Below are 21,923 nucleotides of genomic sequence, written 5' to 3'. Positions count from 1 at the left end.
TCACATCCGGAAGACGCCGAAGCCACCGGCGTTGCCGACGCCGCCGACAGGTCCGTTGTGGATCGCGGACAGGCTCATGCCGAGCACCGTGCGGGTGTCGCGCGGGTCGATGATGCCGTCGTCGTAGAGCATGCCCGACAGGAACATCGGCAGCGACTCGGCCTCGATCTGGTTCTCCACCATGGTCCGCATCGCGGCGTCGTGCTCCTCGTTGTACTCCTGGCCCCGGCTCGCGGCGGCCTGCCTGGCCACGATGGACAGCACACCCGCGAGCTGCTGCGGCCCCATGACCGCCGACTTGGCGCTCGGCCACGCGAACAGGAACCTCGGGTCGTAGGCTCGGCCGCACATCCCGTAGTGCCCCGCGCCGTAGGACGCGCCCATCAGGACCGAGATGTGCGGCACCTTCGAGTTCGACACCGCGTTGATCATCATCGCGCCGTGCTTGATGATGCCGCCCTGCTCGTACTCCCTGCCGACCATGTAGCCGGTCGTGTTGTGCAGGAACAGCAGCGGCGTGTCGATCTGGTTGGCGAGCTGGATGAACTGCGCGGCCTTCTGCGACTCCTCGCTGAACAGCACGCCGCGTGCGTTGGCGAGGATGCCGACCGGGTAGCCGTGCACCTGCGCCCAGCCGGTGACCAGGCTCGTGCCGTACAGGGGCTTGAACTCGTCGAAGTCGGAGCCGTCGACGACGCGGGCGATCACGTCCCTCGGGTCGAACGGCACCTTGAGGTCGGTTGGCACGATGCCGAGCAGGTCCTCGGCGTCGTAGAGCGGTTCACCGTAGTCACTCGCGGGCACCGGGCCCTGCTTGCGCCAGTTGAGCCGCGCGACGATCCGGCGACCGATGCGGATCGCGTCCTCCTCGTCGACGGCCAGGTAGTCGGCGAGCCCGGACGTGCGGGCGTGCATCTCCGCGCCGCCGAGCGACTCGTCGTCGGACTCCTCACCGGTCGCCATCTTCACCAGCGGCGGCCCGCCGAGGAACACCTTCGCGCGTTCTTTGACCATCACCACGTAGTCGGACATGCCCGGCAGGTACGCGCCACCCGCGGTGGAGTTGCCGAACACCAGCGCTACGGTCGGGCACCCGGCAGCGGACGCACGCGTGATGTCGCGGAAGATCCGGCCGCCCGGGATGAAGATCTCCTTCTGCGTCGGGAGATCCGCGCCGCCGGACTCGACGAGGTTGATCGTCGGCAGCCGGTTCTGCGCGGCGATGTCCGCGGCGCGGAACGACTTCCTGGTGGTCCACGGGTTGCTCGCGCCGCCCTTGACCGTCGGGTCGCTGCCGCTGATCAGGCACTCGACGCCCTCGACGACACCGATGCCGGTGACCACGCTGGCGCCGACCTTGTAGTCGGTGCCCCACGCGGCGAGCGGCGACAGCTCCAGGAACGGCGAGTCCTGGTCGAGCAGCAGCTCGATGCGCTCGCGGACGAGCAGCTTGCCGCGCTTGCGGTGCCGCTCGACGTACTTGTCGCCACCGCCCGCGACCGCCTTCGCGTGCTCGGCCTCGATCTCGGCGAGCTTGTCGAGCATGGCCGCACGGTTGGCCTTGTGCTCGGTGGACGTCGTGTCCACAACGGAGTTGAGCCTGCTCATCGATGGTATCCCAGCACTTTCGCGGCCAGACCGGTCAGGATCTCGTTCGTGCCACCGCCGATGCCGAGGATGCGGACATCCCGGTAGTGGCGCTCCACTTCGGACTCACGCAGGTAGCCGAGCCCGCCGTGCAGCTGCACGGCCTCGTTGACGACCCACTCACCGGTCTCCACGGCGGTGTTCTTCGCGAAGCACGCCTGCGCGATCACCTGCTCACCCGCCGCGTGCCGGAGCGCGACGTCGCGGGTGTAGGTGCGGGCGACGTCGACGCGCCGTGCCATCTCGGTCAGCTTGTGCTGCACCACCTGCCGCGAGATGAGCGGGCGCCCGAAGGTCTCCCTGATGCGGCACCACTCGACGGTCAGGTCGAGCGCGCGTTGCGCGGTGGCGTAGCCCTGGACGGCGAGCGCGAGCCGTTCGGTGACGAAGTGGGTCGCGACCTGCGCGAAGCCCTGGCCCTCTGCGCCGACCAGGTTCTTCGCCGGGACGCGGACGTCCACGTAGGACAGCTCGGCGGTGTCGGAGCAGTGCCAGCCCATCTTGTCGAGCTTGCGGGTGACCGTGAAGCCGGGCGTGCCCCGCTCCACCACCAGCAGCGACAACCCGTGGGCGCCTTCGCCGCCGGTGCGCACGACCGTGGTCACGAAGTCGGCGCGGACCCCGGAGGTGATGAACGTCTTGGCGCCGTTGACGATGTAGTGGTCGCCATCGAGCTTGGCGGTGGTGCGCACGTTCGCGACGTCGGAACCGCCGTCGGGTTCGGTGACCGCGAGCGCGCCGATCAGCTCCCCGGCCAGGGTGGGCCCGACCCATCGCCCGATGTGGCCGGGGTCGCCGGCGGTGACGATGTGCGGCAACGCGATGCCGGCGGTGAACAGGGCGGCGACGAGCCCGCCGGAGCCGCCCGCGTAGTGCACCTCCTCGGTGACGACGGTGGCGTCGATGACGTCCCCGCCCCCGCCGCCGACACTCTCCGGGAACGCGACACCGAGCAGCCCCAGCTCACCGGCCTTGCGGTGCAGGTCGCGCGGCAGCTCGCCGGCACGCTCCCACTGGTCGAGATGTGGCCGTACCTCTTTCTCGACAAAGCGCCGTGTCGTCTCGCGCAGCGCCCTGCGTTCCGGCGTGTCGAAGGCGTTCACAGTGCCCCAATGGTTCGCTCCGCTCACAGGAGATCCTCCGGGATGTCCACGTACCGCGACCGCAGCCACTCGCCGAGCGACTTGGCCTGCGGGTCGAACCGGGACGACGCGGCGACGCCCTTGCCGAGCAGACCGTGCAGCACGAAGTTGATCGCGTTGAGGTTCGGCAGCGGGTGCCGGTCGATGTCGAGTTCCTTGGCCTCGGGCAGCAGTTCGCGGATCCGGTCGACGGTCAGCTCGGCGGCGAGCCACGGGTAGGCGGCCGGGTCGCGCACCCACACGCCGAGGTTGGCGTCGCCGCCCTTGTCGCCGGAGCGGGCGCCGACGATCGTGCCGAGCGGCACCCGTTTCGCCGGCCCACCGGGCACCGGGCTGGTCTCGTCCGGGACCGGCACGGGAGCGACGGCGGTGACGGCCGGTGGCGCGATCGCCGTGCGGGTCCCGTCGGGCAGCACGGCGACGTGCTCGACCGCGTCCTGCGGCACGTACTCCGGCCGGTACACGCCGACGGGCGAACCGTCGCCGGGCGGCGAGGTGAGGGTGAAGCCGGGGTAGGACGCGAGTGCCAGCTCGACCGCGGCCCGCGAGAACGCCTTGGCACGCTTGGGGTCCGGGGTGTGGATGGTGACGTGGAGGAGCGCGGACGCGGCCTCCTCGGTGTCGGCGTCGACGTGGTCGGTCCGCGCGAGCGTCCATTCCAGACCGTCCGCGCCGATGGCGGCGACGAGCTGCTTGCGGGCCAGCGTGGCCTTGCCGTCGATGTCGAGTCCACACAGGACGAATGTCATGCCGTTGCGGAAGCCGTCGAGGGTGTTGACGCACACCTTGAGCGTGTCCGGTGGCGCCTCCCCGGTGACCCCGGCGATCGCGACCCGGTCCGGCCCGTCCTGGGTGAGGGTGACCGTGTCGAACCGGCTGGTCACGTCGGGGCCGAGGTAGCGCGGCCCGGCGATCTCGTACAGGAGCTGGGCCTTGACGGTGTCGACGGTGACGGCGCCGCCGGTCCCGTCGTGCTTGGTGATGACCGACGACCCGTCCTCGGCGATCTCGGCGATCGGGAACCCGGGGTGGGTGAGGTCGGGGATCTCGGTGAAGAACGCGAAGTTGCCGCCGGTCGCCTGTGTCCCGCACTCGATGACGTGCCCGGCGACGGTGGCCCCGGCGAGCCGGTCGAAGTGGTCACGACCCCACCCGAAGTGGTGCGCGGCGGGCGCGACGACCAGCGACGCGTCGGTGACCCGGCCGGTGACCACGACGTCGGCCCCGGCGTTCAGGCACTCGACGATGCCCCAGCAGCCGAGGTAGGCGTTGGCGGTCAGCGCGCCGTCGAACCCGTGTGAGCGCAGGTCGTCCCCTTCGACGTGGGCGACCCTGACCCGCGGGTTCAGCTCCCGGATGGCGGCGGCGAGCCCGGCGGGGTTCAGCCCGCCCGCGTTGGTGACGATCCGGACGCCGCGCTCCAGTGCCAGGTCGAGGGTGTCCTCGAGCTGGCGGAGGAAGGTTCGCGCGTACCCGCGGGCGGGGTCCTTCATCCGGTCCCGGCCGAGGATGAGCATGGTCAGCTCGGCGAGGTAGTCGCCGGTGAGGTAGTCGAGCGGGCCGCCGGTGAGCATCTCCCGCACGGCGGCGAACCGGTCCCCGTAGAACCCGGACGCGTTCCCGACACGAATCATGAGGGTTGGCCTCCGGCCCCCGGTTCAACGCTACGGCAGGGCACCGACAGTCCTGAGCACACGCGGACCGCGCCTGTGGACAAAGTCGGGACTGTGGACAACCCGCCCGCACCCGACCGGAACTGTCGGTGCCTGCCGGTAGCGTGGATCCGGGGGCCGAGGGCCAGGCCCGCGCTCATCCCCGGCTCCCGATCTCGCGGCCCGTGCCGGGCGGCCCCGCGAACGTCTGCGCGATGTCCAGCCACGCGTCCGCGTCGGCCCCGACCGCGACGAGGGCCGTGTCGCCGCGGTGCACGCGCTGCGTGACCAGCAGGCAGAACTCCAGCGCGGGCCCGGTCACCCGCTGCGCGGCGTCCTCGGGACCCCACGTCCACAGGTCGCCGCCGGGCCCGAGCAGCTCCACCCGGAACGGCTCGGCAGGCACCGGCAGGTTCCGCACGAGGTAGGCGAAGTCCCTGGTCCGCACGCCGATGTGCGCGACGTGCCGCAGCCGCGCGGTCGGGGTCCGCCGCACACCGAGCCCGTCGGCGACGTCCTGGCCGTGCGCCCACGTCTCCATCAGCCGGGCCGTCGCCATCGAGGCCGCCGACATGGGCGGGCCGTACCACGGCAGTTTCGTCCCGGCTGGCACGCTCAGCAGCGTCTCGGCGAGCTTCTCCCGGCCCGCACGCCACCACTCCAGCAGGTCGGGGCGCGTCGCCGCCTTGCCCGCCTCGGCGTCGACCACCTTGTCGAGGCCCGCCCCGGCCCGCGCCGCGTACTCGGCGAACTCCGCCTGGAAGCCCTCCGGGTCGGTCGCCGCGAGCAGCGCCCGCTCGTCGGTCCAGGCGAGGTGCGCGACCTGGTGCGCGACCGTCCACCCATCGGCGGGCGTCGGCCGCGCCCAGCCGTCCGCGGGCAGGTCCCGCACCAGCGCTTCGATCTCGGCACCCTCGGCACGCAGGTCAGCGACAAGGGCGTTCAGCTCCACCACGCGCTCCACGATGGCACGCGCGTCGCAATCAAGCAAGCATGCTTGTTTTTACCGGCGCAGGTCACCCCGGTGCCGCTGCCAGTCGGTGACCGTGTCGCAGCCCGCCGCGATCTCCTCGTCGAGGTGCGCGAGCTGGGCCTCGACCACCGGCTCCCCCAGCAGCCGCCGCGCCAGCTCCGAGGACGCCAGCACCGCACGGGCCTGCCACGGTGTCGCGGGCAGCTCCCCCGGCCCCGGTGGCGACAGCTCCTCGCGGATCCCCCACAACCCGGCCGCCAGGATCGCGGCCACGACCAGGTGCGGCTGCGCGTCGGCGCCCGCGAACCGGACCTCGGCGCGGGTCGACGGCCCGGTCCCGGCCACGCGGACCGACGCCGTCCGGTCGTCGACTCCCCACCGCACCACCCTCGGCGAGAAGTCGGCGGTCCGCAGCCGGACGTAGGAGTTCCACGTCGGCGCCCAGAACGGGGTCAGCTCCGGGGCCGCACGCAGCACCCCGGCGATGAAGTGCTCCAGCGGGAACCCGTCCGCTGAGGACAGTGAGATGTGCACGTGACACGAGCTGCCCGCTCCCGGCCGCTCCGCCGCGAGGTACCCGGCCCGCACACCGTGCTCCGCCGCGACCCGGCGCACGATGAGCTGCTGCAACAACGCGTCGTCGCAGGCGGCGACGGCGTCGCGGTGACCGAGCACGACCTCGTACTGACCGGGGTGGCACTCGCCCCGCAGCGACTCCACCCCCAGGTCGGCCACCGCGGAGCGGACGGCGGACAGCAAGGGGCGCAACGGGTTCAGCCCACCCACCGCGTAGTCGAGGCCGTCGGCGACGAGCGGCTCGCCGGCCGGTGTGGTGAACGTGACCTCGTGTTCGATGCCCGCCGAGGGCACGAAACCGGCCGACTCCGCCAGGGCGACCTGGCGCCGCAGCACCGTGCGGGGCGCGAACCCGACGTCCTCCGCGTCGCACACGACGAACACCCCGTCGGGGCCGTCCGGCAGCGTCGAGCACAGGTCGGGCCGCAGGCGCAGGTCGCCGTAGGTCGACGTGTACGGCTCGAACACCGGTGCCGCCACGGCCACCCGTTCCGGGTTCCACGCGAACGCGTACGTGCAGAGCCCGTACCCGTCGGCGAGGACGGTGTCGGCGAAGAACCGGGCACCGAGTTCGACCGCCGCGAACCGGGCGTGCGGGTCGGGCACCAGCAGCGTCACGTGCCGCACGGTGCCCTCGTCGATCCTGGCCCGCAACTGCCCGGCGACGGTCTCCGCGACCGACGCGCGGGCCGCCAGCGTGCGGGGGCCGCGCGGCCGCGGGTTGACGATCACCACGCGCCGTCCGGATCCGGTGCGGCGAGCGGGTTCCTGGCGCGGCCGAAGCGGACGTCGAACTCGTCGTCCCTGTCGACCTTGTCGAACCCCTGCCCCGCGAGGTGTTCGCGGTTGAGGGTGACGCGCTCGACGTCCGGCGCGAACAGCAGGCAGGCGTCGAACCGGGCCGCGCTCTCCGGGTGCTCGTCGCGGTAGCGGCGCACGATCTCGCGGACCTTCGCCCACAGCGCGGCCCTCGGGTAGCCGAGATCCTCGAACAGGACCTCGGCCAGGAACCGCAGCTGACCGGCGAAGACGGAGCTGAACAGCGACTGCGCCAGCAGGTGCGGTGCCCACCGCAGCATGTCCGCGTTCGCCTCCGGCGCGAGCGTCGCGTACTCCGGCAGCTCCTCGTCGAGCAGGTCCACGCCCTGCGCGAAGTCCTTGATCGCGACCCGCGCCGGGAGCCCGCGCCCGTCGGTGATCAGGATCAGGTTCTGGCCGTGCGGGCAGAACCCGACGCCGTAGCGCAGCAGCCAGTGCAGCAGCGGGGTGAGGAACAGGTCGAGCCAGGCGCGCAGCCACTCCCCGGTGTCCACACCGGACTCCCGGATCAGCCGGGTGATCACCGCCTCGCCGTCCGGGCCGCGGTAGGGCAGCGCGGCGAACGACAGCGCCCGCTCTCCCGGCCCGACGCGGGTGCGCAACGGTTCCCGCCACAACGCGCCGAGCGTCTCGTGGAACCGGTACGGCAGCTCCTCGATGTGGCCGAGCAGCGGGTGTTTCACCGAGACGCTCGCGATCTCGCCGAGCAGCTCGAAACGGTACTCCTTGTCCAGCAACGGATCCGCCGCGCTGATCGTGCGCAGCCACGTCGTCACCGCGGGCGCGGCCAGCGTGGCCGCCTGGGCGAGGCCCCGGTAGACGAGCGTGTTGCGCACCGACACCGCGGTCTTCACGTCGCGGCGCGTCGGGTGCGTGACGTTGGCGAGCGTGCGAATGGTCTGGTGCGGCAGGTAGGTGTCGCGGCTCTCGCCGACCGGCACGACGGTGCCCGCCGCCAGCTCGGCCGCGTAGAGCGTGCCGATGATCTCGTCGGCCTGCCACGGGTGCACCGGCACCAGCACGTAGTCCTCCGGTGCGGACAGACCGGCCCGGAACTCGGCCAGCCGGTCGCCGAGTTCCTCGGCCAGCAGCTGTTCCTCCGACAGCTCGGCTGTGCACTTGAACGACGCGAAGTCGCGGTGCACGGCGAACCACCGCAGCGGGAACGCCCTGCCCGCCTCGGGTGCGTAGACCTCGCGGTCCCGCGCGGAGAACCCGACCCGGCCCTTGTTGAGCACCAGCCGGGGATGCCCGGTGAGGTGGCCGTCGGCGTGGTCGTAGTCCATGGCGACCAACTCGGCCGCGGTCGGTGCGTGCGCGAGCCGCGCGGCCTCGTTGGCGACGGTCGCGGTCAGCTCGCTCAGCACGTCCGCGAGCCGCAGACCCGTCAGCCCCAGCTGTTCACGCGCGTCGACCACGAGCTGCCTCGGGTCCCAGGCGGGTTCGCCGTCGCGGGTGGCGCTGCCGGGCTCGACGTGCCACGTCTCGAACGCGCCCCGCCGCGCTCGAAACCGGTAGGTCACGCCGGGCAGGGCGAGCACGTGCTCCCCACCGTCCACAGTGGGCACGAACAGGCCCTCGTAGCTCAGCTCGCCGAGCATCTTGTGCGTGATCAGGGCACCGGCCTGCCGCCAGGTCGTCAGCACTGGAGTCCTCACAATCCGAAGGTGGTGAACGCGGTCCGCTCCGGCAGCGGGTAGACCTTCTTGCCGCACACCGAGTTCAGGATCGTCGCCGCCCGCCACGCGATGAGCCCGAGGTCCGGCGCGCCGACACCGTGCGTGTGCCGCTCGGCGTTCTGCACGTAGAGCGAGCCCCGGGTGGCGGTGCCGACGCGGTAGTCGGCGTCGACGACCAGCCGCCCGGCCGCGTCCCGGTCGAGTTCCGTCCCGAGTGGACCGAGCAGGCCGGTGAGATCCCGTTCCTGGTAGCCGGTCGCGCACACGATCGCGTCGGTGGTGACGGTCGCGTGCCCACCCTGCTGCACGTGCCGCAGCGACAGCTCGACACCAGCGCCCTCCTTCGTGGCGGCGGTGACCTCGACCCCGGGTGCGAGCACGACGTCGGGCCAGCCGCCGCCGACGGTCCGCTGGTACAGCTCGTCGAAGATCTCGGCGATGGTCTCGGCGCTGATCGCCTTGTACAGCTGCCACTGCGCGGGCACGAGCCGGTCCCGGGTCGGCTCGTCGAGGCCGTGGAAGAACCGCGTGTAGTCGGGGGTGAACTGCTCGAGCCCCAGCTTGGAGTACTCCATCGGCGCGAACGCCGGGGTCCTGGTCAGCCAGCGCAGCCTGCCCTGCCCGGCCTGCCGTGCGCGCAGCAGGTCGAGGAACACCTCGGCGCCGGACTGCCCGGACCCGACCACGGTCACGTCCCTGGTGGCGACGAGCCGTTCCCGTGCCGGGAGGTAGTCGGCGGAGTGCACGGCGAACGGTGCCAGTGGCGCGGGCATCTTCGGCTCGGTGCCGACGCCAAGCACCACGTTGCGGGCCAGCACCCGCCCGGCTGGCGCGACGTCCAGCTCGAACGCGTCGTCCACCCCGGACCACCGGATGGCGCGGACGGACTGGTCGAACCGCAGGTTGGGCAGCCGCCTGCTGACCCACGCGCAGTAGTCGGCGTACTCGGTGCGCGGGATGTGGAACTTCTCCGCGAAGTAGAACGGGTACAGCCGCTCGCGCGCACGCAGGTAGGACAGGAACGACAGCTGGCTCGTCGGGTCCACGAGGGACACCAGGTCGGCGAGGAAGGGCACCTGCAGGAAGGCGCCGTCGATCATCAGGCCGGGGTGCCAGCGGAACGCGCTCTCCCGTTCGAAGAACGCGGTGTGCAGCCCGTCGAGCGGGTCGGCGAGCGCCGCGAGCGAGAGGTTGGCGGGGCCGACGCCGACGCCGACGAGGTCGAAGGGGCCCTCGATCACGACGCGACCAGGTCGAGAAGACCGGCGTACTCGTCGGCGGTCGCGGCGGGGCGCAACAGGGTCAGCTTGAGCCACACCCGCCCGTCGACGGTGGCGCGGCCGAGCACGGCGGTGCCGTCCTCGAGCAGCCGCCGCCGCACGGCGGCGACGGCGTCGTCGGTAGCGCCGACCGGCCGGAAGACCACAGTGGACAGTTCGGGCCGGGCCAGCAGCTCCAGTCGCGGGTGCCGCTCGACCAGGTCGGCGACCGCACCGGCGACCGCGCAGCAGTGCTCGACGAGCGCGCCCATCCCCCGCCGCCCCAGCGCGCGCAGGGTCACGGCGATCTTGAACGCGTCCGGCCGCCGCGACGTGCGCAGCGACCGGCCGAGCAGGTCGGGCAGCCCGGCGTCGGTGTCGTCCTCGGGGTTGAGGTAGTCGGCCCGGACGTCCAGCGCGGTGAGCGGCCTGCTGGTGGCGAGCACCCCCGCCGCGATCGGCTGCCAGCCGAACTTGTGCAGGTCGACGGCGACCGAGTCGGCATCGGCGACCCCGTCGAGCAGTGGCGCGAGCCGGTCGCTGAACAGGACCGCGCCCCCGTACGCGGCGTCGACGTGCAGCCAGGACTCCGGTGCGGCGGCACGGATGTCCGCGATCGGGTCGATGGCGCCGGTGTCGGTGGTGCCCGCGGTGGCGAACACGACCGAGGGCCGGTCGAGCCCGGCGAGCGTGGCGCGGAGGTGGTCGACGCGCATGCGCCCGTCCGCGCAGTCGACGAGCAGCGGTGCGGGCAGCCCGAGCAGCCAGGCGGCGCGGGCGATGCTGTGGTGGGCGTTGCGTCCGCAGACGGCCTGGACCGTGCCGTGTGCCTCGCGGGCGAGGAGGAGCCCGAGGAGGTTGGATTCGGTGCCACCACTGGTCATCACCGCGGCGGTGTGCCCGGCGAGCCGGGCGAGGGCGGTCGTCAGCGCGGCCTCGAGCTCACTGGCGATGGGCGCCTGGTCCCAGGAGTCCATGGAGGGGTTGAGGATGCTGGCGACGAGATCCGCGGCGGCCGACACGGCGAGCGGCGGCCCGTGCAGGTGCGCGGCGCACCAGGGGTGGGCCGGGTCGACCGAGCCGAGGACGAGGAGCCGGGTGAGCTGGTCGAGCGCCGCCTTCTCCCCGATCCCGGTGTCCGGCAGCAGGTCGACGTCGAGCGCCGCGGCCACCGCGGCGGGCCCGCCGGGCGGCACGGGCCGGTCCGGAGCGGCCCCGGCCATGGCGTCGAGTGCCACCGTGACGAGATCACGAACCGACGCGGAACTGGCCAGCATGGGACTCCTTCTTAGGTAAGCCTAACTAGAGGTGCAGAATACTTGACCTCCAGGTGGCGGCCGGTGACACGGTGGCGGCCGACGCGCCGATCCGGGCATCCGGTCACATGCCGGGCACGCCACTGCGCCATCCGGCGGCAGACACCGCCCCTGCCCGGCTGAGCCACCGTCGCCACCCGAGCCTCCCTGGCACGACACCGAGCCCCCAGCGTCGCATGCCGCACCCCGCGAAACCGAGCAGATACCTCCGGCGGCCTCCGGCACTCCACGGGGTGGCTTCGCTGCCCTGAAAGGCGCGTTCAGGGCGCTCAGCGTCCTGAACGCGCCTTTCAGGGCAGGCGGCCGGTTGCGTCGGGAGTCAGGCGCGGCCCAGCGCGCGCACCAGGTCCGACGGGTCGTCGCCGGTCGGGAGGATCGAGATCACCGGGGTGGTCAGGCCCTGCTCGACGTACTCCGCGACCCGTTCCCGGCACTTCTCCGGCGGTCCGTGCACGATCAGCTCGTCGACGACCTCGTCGGTGATGGCCGCGTTCGCCGCCGCGCGGTCGCCTGCCGCCCACGCCTCGTTCATGGGGCGCAGCGCGTCGCCGCGGCCGAGCCACTCGTGGAACGCCGCGTACACCGGCACCGTCAGGTAGCTGGAGATCAGCAGCCTGCCGAGCCCCCGTGCCGCGTCGGCGTCGGTCGTCGGGCACACGAAGATCCGCGCCACCAGCTCCGGGCCTTCGCCAAGTGCCGACCGGACGGTCGGGACGTCCGAGGGGGCCAGCCAGTTCGTGATCGCGCCGTCGGCCTCCCGCGCCGCGAGCCGCAGCATCCCCGGCCGCAGCGCGGCCAGCACCACCTGCGGGGGCGGGGTGGGCGGCCGCTCCAGCCGGAACTTCGACACCGCGAACGTCTCGTAGGTCTCGGTCACCTTGTCGCCGCGCAGCGCCGACCGCAGGAACCGCAGCGTGTCCCGCGACCGCGCGTACGGCGCCTCGAACGGCAACGCGTTCCAGTTCGTCACGATCGTCGGTGTCGACGTGCCGACACCGAGCACGAACCGGCCCGGCGCCAGCTCCGCGATCGTCGCCGCGCTCATCGCCAGCAGACCCGCGCCGCGGGTGTAGATCGGCGCGATCGCCGTGCCCAGCCGCAGCCCCGGCGCCCACTCCGCCGCCAGCGCGAGCGGGGTGAACGCGTCCGTGCCCGCGGTCTCCGCGGACCACACGTCCGAGTAACCCAGATCCGGCAGCGATCGCACCAGGTCACGGTGCGCGGCCAGCGGCACCCCCGTGAGCGGCAACGTCAGACCCCAGCGTGTCATCACGCCACCCCCAGCGCCGTGCGCAGCCAGCGAACCTGCATCAGCATGAAGTTCTCCGCGACCTCGTCGTCCTGTGGTGTCATGTGGGTGACCCCCGGCAGTGGCAGCAGCGCGTGCGGCCGCCCGGCCGCGACCAGCGCCGCCGACAGCCGCACCGAGTGCGCCACCACCACGTTGTCGTCGGCCAGCCCGTGGATGATCAGCAACGGCCGCTCCAGGGCGGGCGCGTCGTCGATCAGGGAGTTCCGGTCGTACACCTCGGGTTTCTCGTCCGGGTGCCCGAGATACCGCTCGGTGTAGTGGGTGTCGTAGAGCCGCCACTCGGTCACCGGGGCGCCCGCGATCGCCGCGTGGAACACGTCCGGCCGCCGCAGCACCGCGAGCGCTGACAGGTAGCCGCCGTACGACCAGCCGCGAATGGCCACAGAGGACAGGTCGAGGTCCGGTTCGGCCGCCGCCACCGCCTGCAGCGCGTCGACCTGGTCGGCCAGCGTCACGCCTGCGAAGTCGAACGCGATCTCCCGCTCCCACGCGGCCCCTCGTCCCGGCGTGCCGCGCCCGTCGGCGATGAGCACCGCGAACCCCTGGTCCGCCAGCCACTGCGCGCCGAGGTAGGAGTTGCGGGTGGACAGCACCCGCTGCGCGTGCGGTCCGCCGTACGGGTCGAGCAGCACCGGCACCTTCGTGCCCGGCTGGTGCCCCGTCGGGTACAGCAGCGCCACCCGCAGGTCCCGTTCACCGACGGTCATCAGCCGCACGTCCGGGGTCAGCGGCGGCTCGACCGCGAGCGACGCGACCGCACCGACCGTGTCGGCACCCCGCAGCACCGACACCTTCGGTCCCGCGTACTCCAGGGACCACGCGGCCAGCACCGTGACGTCCCCGCCGCGCGCCGCCGTGTGCACACCGTCCGAAGTGGACAAGCGGGTGACGCCGTCGTCGGCCCACCGGTACACGTGCACCTGCGTCGGGTCCTCCGCCGACGCGGTGAACAGCACGTCGGCACCGACGTCCAGCACCGACCGCACCTGCAGCCCCGGCGGCGTGACCTCCTTGCCGTCGACCACGAGCCGGTTCCAGCCGTCGGCGACCGCGACCCGCACCAGCCGCTCGTCGGCCGTCCACGCGGGCACGCCGGGCACGATCTCCACCCAGCGGTCGTCGGAGTCCTCGGCGAGCACGGTCGTCGCGCCGGTGGCCACGTCGACCGCGCGCACCTCCATGCGCCGCTGGTCACGGGGCTGCTGCGCGATCAGCAGCGGACCTGCCCCGCTCCAGTGCGCGGTGACGAGGTACTCGTACTCGCCGCGGCCGACGTCCACCCGTGACCCGTCGAGCCCCAGAACCGCGAGCCGCACGGTCACGTTGTCCGTGCCCGCCGCCGGGTAGGAGACCACGTTGGGCTCGGCGTCGGGGTTGGCCGGGTCGGCGATGTGCCACCGGCGGACCGCGCTCTTGTCGGTGATCGCGACCAGCAGCCGCGTGCCGTCCGGCGACCACCAGAACCCGCGCGCCCGCCCCATCTCCTCGGCCGCGATGAACTCGGCGACCCCGCACGCCTGGTCCGGGCCGTCCGGCTCGGCGATCGCCCGGTCCCCGCTGCCGTCGACCGCGACCACCCGCAGCGCGCCACCCGCGACGTACGCGACGTGTGTGCCAGTCGGGTCCGGCCTCGGGTCGATGACCGGCCCCTCCGTCGCCAGCTCGCGGACCTCACCGGTCACCGCGTCGGCGACGAACAGCTTGCCGGACAACGCGAAGGCGGCGATCCGCACGTTCGCGTCGGTCGCGTTGCCGACCACCCCGCCCGCCTGCTCGCGGCTGCGTTCCCGCCGGGCCCGCTCCTCCGGCGACAGCTCCTCGTGCCCGCCAAGCAGCACCTCCGGGTCGGCGAGCCGCGTCTCCTCACCAGAGGCGACGTCCAGCTTCCACAGGATGTGCTGCCGGTCCTCACCGGAGGCCGAGCGCAGGAACAGCACACGCGAGCCGTCCGGCGAGACCTGGAAGCCGCGGGGCGTGCCGAGGGTGAAGCGCTGGGTCCTGGCCTGCAGTCTCAGGAAAGAGTTGGTCACCCCCGCACCTTAAGGGAGCGGGGCGGCCTGTTCAGCACGGTCGGTTCGCCGGCTCCCGCCGTGGCGTTCGCACCAGCCGCCACCCGGTGACGAACTTCTCCGTGAACCCGGCGAAAGCACGGGTACGCGGTGCCCCGGACTCTCAGCCAAGCCTGTGCGCTCTCACAGGCTTCTCTCATGGCGCGGGCGCACCGTGGGTCCCATGAGCGAGAACATGACTCCCCAGTGGACCTACCCGGGACCGGCCTACCCGCCACCGCCCGTGCCGCCGCGGCCCCCGCGCCGTGTCCGCCGGGGCACCGTCGCCGCGGTGGTCGCCGCGACCCTCGTCGCGGGCGGGCTCGGTGGCACGCTCGGCGCGCTGATCGGCAGCGACGGCGCCGCCCAGGCCATTGGCCTGCCCGCGACCACCACGTCCAGCAGCACGTCGGCAGGCGCCGATGGCACCGACGTGTCGGCGGTCGTCGAGAAGGTGCTGCCCAGTGTCGTGCAGGTCAACGTGCGCCTGCAGAACGGAGAAGGCGTCGGCTCGGGCGTGGTCCTGTCGTCCGACGGACGGATACTGACGAACAACCACGTCGTCGCCGACGCGACGACCGTGACGGTCACGCTGTCCGACGGCCGCACGGTCGACGCCAGGGTGCTGGGCACCGACCCGTCGAGCGACCTGGCTCTGATCCAGGCCGAGGGTGTCAGCGACCTGACCGCGGCGACGTTCGGCGACTCCGACGAGGTGGAGGTCGGCGACGAGGTCATCGCCATCGGTTCACCGGGCGGGCTGCAGGGCACCGTGACGACCGGCATCGTGTCGGCGCTGGACCGCAAGGTGACGGTGTCGGAGGAGCAGCAGCAGAGCCCGTTCCCGTTCACCAGTCAGGGCGACGGCGGAACGACGTCCTACCAGGCGATCCAGACCGACGCGGCCATCAACCAGGGCAACTCGGGCGGGCCGTTGTTCAACAGCGCCGGTGAGGTCGTCGGCATCAACTCCGCGATCTACTCGCCGGTGTCGGGCCCTGGCGGGTCAGCCGGCAGTGTCGGTATCGGCTTCGCCATCCCGGGCAACCGTGCCCAGCAGGTGGTCGACCAACTGTAGGCCACCGACCGTGATGCTCGCCCGACCGGCCTCGCCGACCGCGACGTCCGCGCGGGTGAGCAGCCAGTCGACGCGCCGGACCCGGCTGCGCAGGTCGGAGACCTCGCGGAGGAGCACGAGCGCGCCGAACAGGAGCGCCGCGCCCGCGACCACGACCAGCTCAGCGAGCACGACGCACCCGCACGTCAGCCGCCACCCCGGCGGCCGACAGCGATTCCCGCACCCTGCCGACGAGCTTCCGGTGGACCACGTCCCGCAGCAACCGCGGGGTCAGGATGGTGAACGGCCTGGTCAGCACACTCTCGCGGTGGGCGAGCTCGAACAGGTTGAGCAGCTCGACCACGATCACATGCCGGTCCCCGGTCCCGAACCCACCGGTCAACGGCGACGGCAGCGCGTTCACCCGCTCGGCCACCCGAACGGCGCGGGCCTCGACAGCGGACACCTCCCGCCGCAACCGCACCAACCCGACGACGGCCCCACCGAGCACACCCAACCCGACGAGCACCAGCACCAGCCCGATGGTTTCCATGACATGCCACGGTAGGCGACGTCCGCCGATGCCCGGAAAGCGTCTCTGGCGCACCCCCAGAGACCCACCCAGCGCCGTCAATGGCCCATCACGGCACAACCACTGCCGTCAATGGGCCATTCAGGGCGCCCAGCGCCCTGAACGCGCCTTTCAGGGCATTGCCACGCCGTCAACACGGCACCAAAGCCAGGGCGCTCCGCGCCCGGCCCCGCGAAGCGGGGCTCTGCCCGCGCAACCCCGATGGTGGCGCAAGCCCACCCGAAAGGGGCTCCCTGCCATCCCGTCGACCAGGCAAAGCCCACTCACACCGACTTCACGGAATCAACCATCTAGCGGGAGGTCAGGTTGCGGTGCATCTCCTGCAGGCGGCCTGCCAGGTCGCTGCGGGAGGCGGGGGCCACCAGGATGCGTTCGTCGCCTTCGACGGCTGTCATGTGGTTCAGCCAGCGGCCCGTTGGGGTGTCGGCGTAGCGGAGGGGGGCGCGGACGGGGGTTCTGCGGCCCATGCGGTCGCGGACCGCCACGTACAGTTCGCCGCTGCCGGTGGTGGGTTGGGCGATCACCTGCTGGACGATGCGTACTTCTGGCGGGGCCGGGCGCATGCCCACCCCCGCCGCGGTGCGCTGGCGGCCCGCCACCGTCGCCAGCATGTCCGAGCGCAGCACGCTCACCGCCTCGCCGCGGGAGGGCGGGACGTCCGGGGTCTGGGCCACCAGTGCGTTCGGCAGCGTCTCGGGGCGGATCTGGGTGATGGTCACCATGGCGCCCTCGCGGACCGCCAGGATCGCCTCGCGGCCTATCGCGCCGGCCAGCACGCCCTTGGTGTCGTCGCCCTCGTTGATCCAGCCGTAGAACTCGGCGCCCGCGCGGGTGAGCACCGCCATCGACGCGGCGACCTCCACCTCCACGCGGCCGCGGCGGTCCAGGAGACCGAGGCGCTGGAACTCGTTCCGTGCCTCGGTCTCCAGGCGGCTCTGGTCGGCCTTCGGGCGCCAGACGGCCATCGGTTTCAGCGTGACGTGCAGGTCGCCCAGGTTTTCCATGCGCACCAGCCTCGCCAGTGCTTCCGTGTGCAGCGTCAGCGGCTTCTCGAGCACCGGGGTCCCTACCCGCCGATCACCGGCGGGGCGGTGACCTCGTCGGTGCCGAACGTGTCGTGCGGGTCGGGCTCGACCAGGAACGACGGCCGCTCGTGCTCGGTGTCGTCGTCGCCCTCACCACGGCGACCGCCACCGCCCATGCCGCCGCCCATGGCACCGCGGCCACCGGCCGCGCCACCACCCGGGCCGCCCATGCCGCCGCGTGCCGCCGAGCCCTCGCCCGCTGCCGCCGCGCCGCCCGCACCCGGGCCGAAGCCCGAACCGAGGCCGCGCGCGCCGCCGCCGGAACCAGGTCCGCCCGAGCCGCCCGAGCCGGGGCCGCCCATGCCGCCACCGCCACCGCCAGGGCCGAAGCCGCGGCCGCCACCGGGACCGAAGCCACGGCCACCGCCGCGACCATCGCCGCGACCATCGCCGTTCGGGCCGAAGCCCGGGGGCGGCAGCATGCCCGGCATGCCGGGTTGGTTCGGGTTCTGGCCGGGATTGGGGCCTGGCGGGAAGCGCGGTGGCTCCACCGTGGACGGCGGCGGCGGCCGGAAGTCGTTCGGGTTCGTCTGGTTGTTGTGGTTCGGGTTGGTCGTGTTGTTGTTCTGGTTGTTCGGGTTGTTGTTCTGGTACGACGGGTCGTTCGTACCCGGCAGGGTGTAGTTGCCGTTGTTGTTCGTGTTGCCGCTGCCGGGGTCACCGCTCGTGCCGGGCGGCCGCTCGTAGGCCACCGGCGGGGTGGGCGGGGGCGGGCGTTCGACACCGACCTCGGCGTAGTCGTCGGTGATCCGGCCGTACGTGGTCGGCATCGCCGACGCGTTGGCCTCCGACTCGCCCTCGTACGCCTCCATGATCAGGACGTTCTGGTCGTTGGCCGCGTTGACCTGCGTCACCTGGTTCTCGTAGTTGCGGTTCGCGCCGCCAAGACTCGTCAGGTTCTCCCACGGGCTCGGCTTGTCCGGCGTCGGCGGGACCTCGGTGACCGTGCGCTGCGCCGACCGGAACGCGTCGAACTGGCTGCCCAGCGTGGTCTCCGCGGTGGTCATGGTGTCACCGGCGAGCCCGTGCTCGACCGCGAGCGGGCCTGCGCCCCGGCGGGCGGCACCACCCGCGCCGCCCTCCCAGGCGCTCTCCATCGACGTGGTCAGCGCGGTGATCGACTTGGTCCGCTCGTTGTAGTTCTTGACGAGCAGCTGCACCTTGAACGCCGCGCTGTAGAGCCCGGCGCCGTTGTCACCGGTGCCGCCGCGGAAGTTGTGGTAGATCTCCGCACCGGTCATCCCGGCGAACGGGTTGAACGTGTCCCAGAAGCCCATGCCCCGATCCCCTCGCCTCAGGCCTCGACGTCGCGGACGCTGCGCAGCCGGTCGCGGTTGCCGTCTTCCATGATCGCCATCTGCTCCCGGCTGGCCTTCAGCTTCTCGATGTAGTTCTCCGCGTACCGCAGCATGGCGCTGTTGTGCTGGAACATGTTGGCGATCGAGTCGCGCGACGCGTCGGCCTGGTAGCGGCTCATGGCGTCCGCGGCTGGATCACGGATCACGTGGTAGGCGTCGTAGATCTGCTGACGGTCCTCCAGGATGCCGTCGCGCTCGTCCTCCCACTTGGCGATGACGGTGTCGAGCTCCTCGAGGCTCGCGAACATGTACTGTCCGCCGACCCCGCCGCCGCCCGACTCGTGCGGCTGCGGCTGCCCCCCGAACCCGAACAGCGAGCGCCACCAGTTCAGCACCTCGGTGGACGCGATCTCCTGGTCCACCTGCTCGGCAGGTGTACCGGGCTCCTGTTCCGCGTTGCCAGTGTTCTCCGTGTTCGCACCGTCAGGCACGCCCACCACGCCCCTCGTCCATCCCTACCCCTTGACCGCACCGAGTTTACCGCCCGTGACCAGGCAGTTCACCCGGGCATTATGACGGTGGGCCCGGCGTCGTGGTTCCGCTTCGACCAAGTTCGTCAGTCGTTGCGCGGGAAGCCCAGGTTCACACCCCCGTGCGACGGGTCGAGCCAGCGGGACGTGACGACCTTCGTCCTGGTGAAGAAGTGCAGGCCATCGGGGCCGTAGGCGTGGGTGTCGCCGAACAGGGAGTCCTTCCAGCCGCCGAACGAGTAGTAGCCGACCGGGACCGGGATCGGGACGTTCACGCCGACCATGCCCACCTCGACCTCGTTCTGGAACCTGCGGGCCGCGCCGCCGTCGTTGGTGTAGATCGCGGCGCCGTTGCCGTAGGGGTTGCCGTTGACCAGCTCGACCGCCGACTCGTAGCTGTCCGCGCGAACCACCGACAGCACCGGGCCGAAGATCTCGTCGCGGTACAGCGACATGTCCGTGCGCACCTGGTCGAACAGGGTCGGGCCCAGCCAGAAGCCCGAGTCGCCGCCGTCGACCGGGTGGGCGCGGCCGTCGACCACCAGCTTCGCGCCCTCGCCGACACCGGCGTCCAGGTAGGACGTGACCTTGTCGCGGTGCGCGGCCGTCACCAGCGGCCCCATCTGGGCATCCGGCTTGGTGCCCTCGCCGACGCGCAGCGCGGCCATCCGGGACGCGATGCGGTCGACCAGCTCGTCGCCGACCGGGTCGACCGCGACCACGACGGACACCGCCATGCACCGCTCGCCCGCCGAGCCGAACCCGGCGGACACCGCGGCGTCGGCGGCCAGGTCCAGGTCGGCGTCCGGCAGCACCACCATGTGGTTCTTCGCGCCGCCGAGCGCCTGCACCCGCTTGCCGTGGCCGGTGCCCGTCTCGTACACGTACCGCGCGATCGGCGTGGACCCCACGAAGGAGATGCCGCGCACGTCCGGGTGGGTCAGCAGCCCGTCGACCGCGACCTTGTCGCCGTGCAGCACGTTCAGCACGCCGTCGGGCAGACCGGCCCGCTGCCACAGGCCCGCGATGAAGTTGGCCGCCGACGGGTCCTTCTCGGACGGTTTGAGCACCACCGTGTTGCCGCACGCGATCGCGTTGGGCACGAACCACAGCGGCACCATCGCGGGGAAGTTGAACGGCGAGATCACGCCGACCACGCCGAGGGGCTGGCGCATCGAGTACACGTCGACCCGCGTCGACGCGTTCTCGCTGAACCCGCCCTTGAGCAGCGCGGGCACACCGCAGGCGAACTCGACGTTCTCCAGCGCGCGGCCCACCTCGCCCGCCGCGTCGTCAAGCACCTTGCCGTGTTCGGCGGTGACGATCGCGGCCAGCTCGTCCTTGTGCTGGTTCAGCAGCTCGCGGAACGCGAACAACACCTTGGACCGCGCGGCCAGCGACGTGTCCCGCCACCCGGGTAACGCCTTCGCCGCCGCCGCGACCGCCGCGTCGACCTCCGCACGCGACGCGAGGTCGACGTGCCCGGCGACCTCGCCGGTCGCGGGGTTCCACACCTCGCCCCTGCGCGCGGCCACGCCGGCCCACGGCTTGCCGTCGATCCAGTGCGTGATCGATGCGGCCATCAGCGTTCTCCTCCCGATGCGGCGATCGCGTCCCTCAGGATCGCCAGCGCCTCGTCCAGTTCCGCACCCGTGAGCGTCATCGGCGGCGCGAGGCGGATGACGTTGTTGTGCAGGCCGCCCTTGCCGACCAGCAGCCCGCGCGCCCTCGTCTCCTCGAGCACGCGCGTGGCCACGGCGGGCGCGGGCGCCATGCCGCCCGGCTCGACGAACTCCACACCCACCATCAGTCCCTTGCCTCGCACGTCCCCGACGACCGGGTCGGACACAGCTATATCCCGCAGCCCCGACAAAAGCCGGGCACCGAGTGCCGCCGCGTTGGCCTGGAGGTCGTGGTCCCGCACGTAGTCGAGCACGGCGCGTGCACCGACCGTCGCGACCGGGTTACCCCCGAACGTGGAAATCGAGTTGGCGCCGAGGCAGTCCATGACCTCGCCGCGGGCGACGACACCGCCGATGGCGAGCCCGTTGCCGAGCCCCTTGGCGAAGGTCATCATGTCGGGCGTGACGCCGTGGGCCCCGATGCCCCAGAAGTGCTCCCCGGTCCGTCCCCACCCGGTCTGCACCTCGTCGGAGATGAACAGGATCCCGTGCTCCGCGAGGACTTCCGCGAACGCGCCGAACAACCCGTCGGGCGGTGTGGCGAACCCGCCGACGCCCTGGATCGGCTCGGCGATCATGCAGGCCACGTCGCCGGAGGTCGCCGTCTGGAGCACGTCGCGGAGATCCTCGACGCACGCCTTGATGTAGTCGGCGTCGGACAGTCCGCGGAACGGGCTGCGGTACGGATACCCGCCGTGCACATACGACACCCGAACCGGTGAAAGTGAAGAAGCTGACCATCCGCGGTTGCCGGTGATGCCCACGGTGGCGAAAGCACGCCCGTGGTAGGAGTTGCGCATCGCCAGTACCTGGTTGCTGCGCCGGTACTGCGTGGCCAGCATGAGCGCGGTCTCGTTCGCCTCGGTGCCGGAGTTGGTGAAGAACACCTTGGCGTCGGGGATGCCGGAAAGGCGCGCGATCTCCTCGGCCAGCTCGACCTGGCTGCGGATGAGGTAGAGCGTCGAGGTGTGCAGGAGCCCGGTGTCGAGCTGTTTGCGCACCGCGTCGCTGACCTCGGCCACGTCGTAGCCGAGCGCGTTGGTGAGGATCCCGGCGAAGAAGTCGAGGTAGGTCCTGCCGTTCGAGTCGGTCACCCGCCGCCCGTTGCCGTGCACGATCTCCAGCGGGTCGGAGTAGTACAGCGCGAGCCAGTCGGGGAGCACGGCGCGGTGGCGGTCGATCAGACGGTCCATGCCATCGAGTGTGCCGACGCGTCCCCCGGCACGCCATGGACAGTGTGTATCGCGGACCGCCGC

Annotated in this window: 18 protein-coding genes; 1 reads left to right on the top strand and 17 read right to left on the bottom strand. The window is 72.1% G+C overall.

What is annotated here, in order from left to right; all coding sequences use genetic code 11:
- The 10 genes from ACFPCV_RS16425 to ACFPCV_RS16380 form a co-directional block, all read right to left on the bottom strand.
- A complete protein-coding gene (locus tag ACFPCV_RS16425; protein ID WP_378057041.1) occupies positions 1-1,608 on the bottom strand; it encodes an acyl-CoA carboxylase subunit beta in 1,608 nt (535 codons plus the stop codon).
- Positions 1,605-2,750, bottom strand: coding sequence for an acyl-CoA dehydrogenase family protein (locus ACFPCV_RS16420; protein WP_378057040.1), 1,146 nt, complete (start codon positions 2,748-2,750; stop codon positions 1,605-1,607). The genes ACFPCV_RS16425 and ACFPCV_RS16420 overlap by 4 nt, the downstream gene beginning before the upstream one ends.
- Positions 2,751-2,773: 23 nt before the next feature.
- Entirely contained in the window at positions 2,774-4,423 is a 1,650-nt protein-coding gene (locus tag ACFPCV_RS16415) for an acyclic terpene utilization AtuA family protein (protein ID WP_378057039.1), read from the bottom strand.
- Positions 4,424-4,598: 175 nt separating this feature from the next.
- Positions 4,599-5,396: a TIGR03084 family metal-binding protein gene (locus tag ACFPCV_RS16410; protein WP_378057038.1), complete on the bottom strand. Its 798-nt coding sequence runs from the start codon at positions 5,394-5,396 to the stop codon at positions 4,599-4,601.
- Positions 5,397-5,444: 48 nt separating this feature from the next.
- The gene (locus ACFPCV_RS16405; protein ID WP_378057457.1) at positions 5,445-6,722 is read right to left on the bottom strand and encodes a type I glutamate--ammonia ligase; all 1,278 of its coding nucleotides are present in this window, start codon (positions 6,720-6,722) and stop codon (positions 5,445-5,447) included.
- Positions 6,719-8,410, bottom strand: coding sequence for an IucA/IucC family protein (locus ACFPCV_RS16400; RefSeq protein WP_378057456.1), 1,692 nt, complete (start codon positions 8,408-8,410; stop codon positions 6,719-6,721). Before ACFPCV_RS16400 ends, ACFPCV_RS16405 begins: the two co-directional genes overlap by 4 nt.
- A gap of 53 nt (positions 8,411-8,463) precedes the next feature.
- Positions 8,464-9,729 carry a lysine N(6)-hydroxylase/L-ornithine N(5)-oxygenase family protein gene (locus tag ACFPCV_RS16395; protein WP_378057037.1) on the bottom strand — a complete coding sequence of 422 codons (1,266 nt, stop codon included), beginning with the start codon at positions 9,727-9,729 and terminating at the stop codon, positions 8,464-8,466.
- Entirely contained in the window at positions 9,726-11,024 is a 1,299-nt protein-coding gene (locus tag ACFPCV_RS16390) for a pyridoxal phosphate-dependent decarboxylase family protein (protein ID WP_378057036.1), read from the bottom strand. Before ACFPCV_RS16390 ends, ACFPCV_RS16395 begins: the two co-directional genes overlap by 4 nt.
- Positions 11,025-11,382: 358 nt before the next feature.
- Complete coding sequence (locus ACFPCV_RS16385; protein ID WP_378057035.1) at positions 11,383-12,333, bottom strand: LLM class F420-dependent oxidoreductase; 951 nt, start codon at positions 12,331-12,333, stop codon at positions 11,383-11,385.
- Positions 12,333-14,405, bottom strand: a complete 2,073-nt coding sequence (locus ACFPCV_RS16380; RefSeq protein ID WP_378057034.1) for a S9 family peptidase — start codon at positions 14,403-14,405, stop codon at positions 12,333-12,335. The genes ACFPCV_RS16385 and ACFPCV_RS16380 overlap by 1 nt, the downstream gene beginning before the upstream one ends.
- Before the next feature lie 202 nt (positions 14,406-14,607).
- Between ACFPCV_RS16380 and ACFPCV_RS16375 the strand changes: the two genes are divergently transcribed.
- Entirely contained in the window at positions 14,608-15,501 is an 894-nt protein-coding gene (locus ACFPCV_RS16375) for a S1C family serine protease (protein WP_378057033.1), read from the top strand.
- On the opposite strand, the gene ACFPCV_RS16370 is transcribed toward ACFPCV_RS16375, so the two are convergent.
- The 7 genes from ACFPCV_RS16370 to ACFPCV_RS16340 form a co-directional block, all read right to left on the bottom strand.
- A complete protein-coding gene (locus ACFPCV_RS16370) occupies positions 15,430-15,672 on the bottom strand; it encodes a hypothetical protein (protein WP_378057032.1) in 243 nt (80 codons plus the stop codon). The two genes, ACFPCV_RS16375 and ACFPCV_RS16370, sit on opposite strands and share 72 nt — an antisense overlap.
- Positions 15,662-16,033 carry a hypothetical protein gene (locus ACFPCV_RS16365; protein ID WP_378057031.1) on the bottom strand — a complete coding sequence of 124 codons (372 nt, stop codon included), beginning with the start codon at positions 16,031-16,033 and terminating at the stop codon, positions 15,662-15,664. Before ACFPCV_RS16365 ends, ACFPCV_RS16370 begins: the two co-directional genes overlap by 11 nt.
- Before the next feature lie 329 nt (positions 16,034-16,362).
- A complete protein-coding gene (locus tag ACFPCV_RS16360; protein ID WP_378057030.1) occupies positions 16,363-17,130 on the bottom strand; it encodes an ESX secretion-associated protein EspG in 768 nt (255 codons plus the stop codon).
- An 8-nt stretch (positions 17,131-17,138) separates the two neighbouring features.
- Positions 17,139-18,434: a hypothetical protein gene (locus ACFPCV_RS16355; protein ID WP_378057029.1), complete on the bottom strand. Its 1,296-nt coding sequence runs from the start codon at positions 18,432-18,434 to the stop codon at positions 17,139-17,141.
- Between the two features lie 17 nt (positions 18,435-18,451).
- Positions 18,452-18,946 carry a hypothetical protein gene (locus ACFPCV_RS16350; RefSeq protein WP_378057028.1) on the bottom strand — a complete coding sequence of 165 codons (495 nt, stop codon included), beginning with the start codon at positions 18,944-18,946 and terminating at the stop codon, positions 18,452-18,454.
- 125 nt (positions 18,947-19,071) lie between these two features.
- A complete protein-coding gene (locus tag ACFPCV_RS16345) occupies positions 19,072-20,568 on the bottom strand; it encodes a CoA-acylating methylmalonate-semialdehyde dehydrogenase (RefSeq protein WP_378057027.1) in 1,497 nt (498 codons plus the stop codon).
- On the bottom strand, positions 20,568-21,860 hold the full coding sequence (locus ACFPCV_RS16340; protein ID WP_378057026.1) for an aspartate aminotransferase family protein: 1,293 nt from the start codon (positions 21,858-21,860) through the stop codon (positions 20,568-20,570). Before ACFPCV_RS16340 ends, ACFPCV_RS16345 begins: the two co-directional genes overlap by 1 nt.
- Positions 21,861-21,923 lie beyond the last annotated feature (63 nt).

This window comes from Actinophytocola glycyrrhizae (genome assembly GCF_042653545.1).
GTDB lineage: Bacteria > Actinomycetota > Actinomycetes > Mycobacteriales > Pseudonocardiaceae > Actinophytocola > Actinophytocola glycyrrhizae.
Note: the sequence above shows the minus strand (reverse complement) of the source record. Positions and strands in the feature narration are given on the sequence as shown.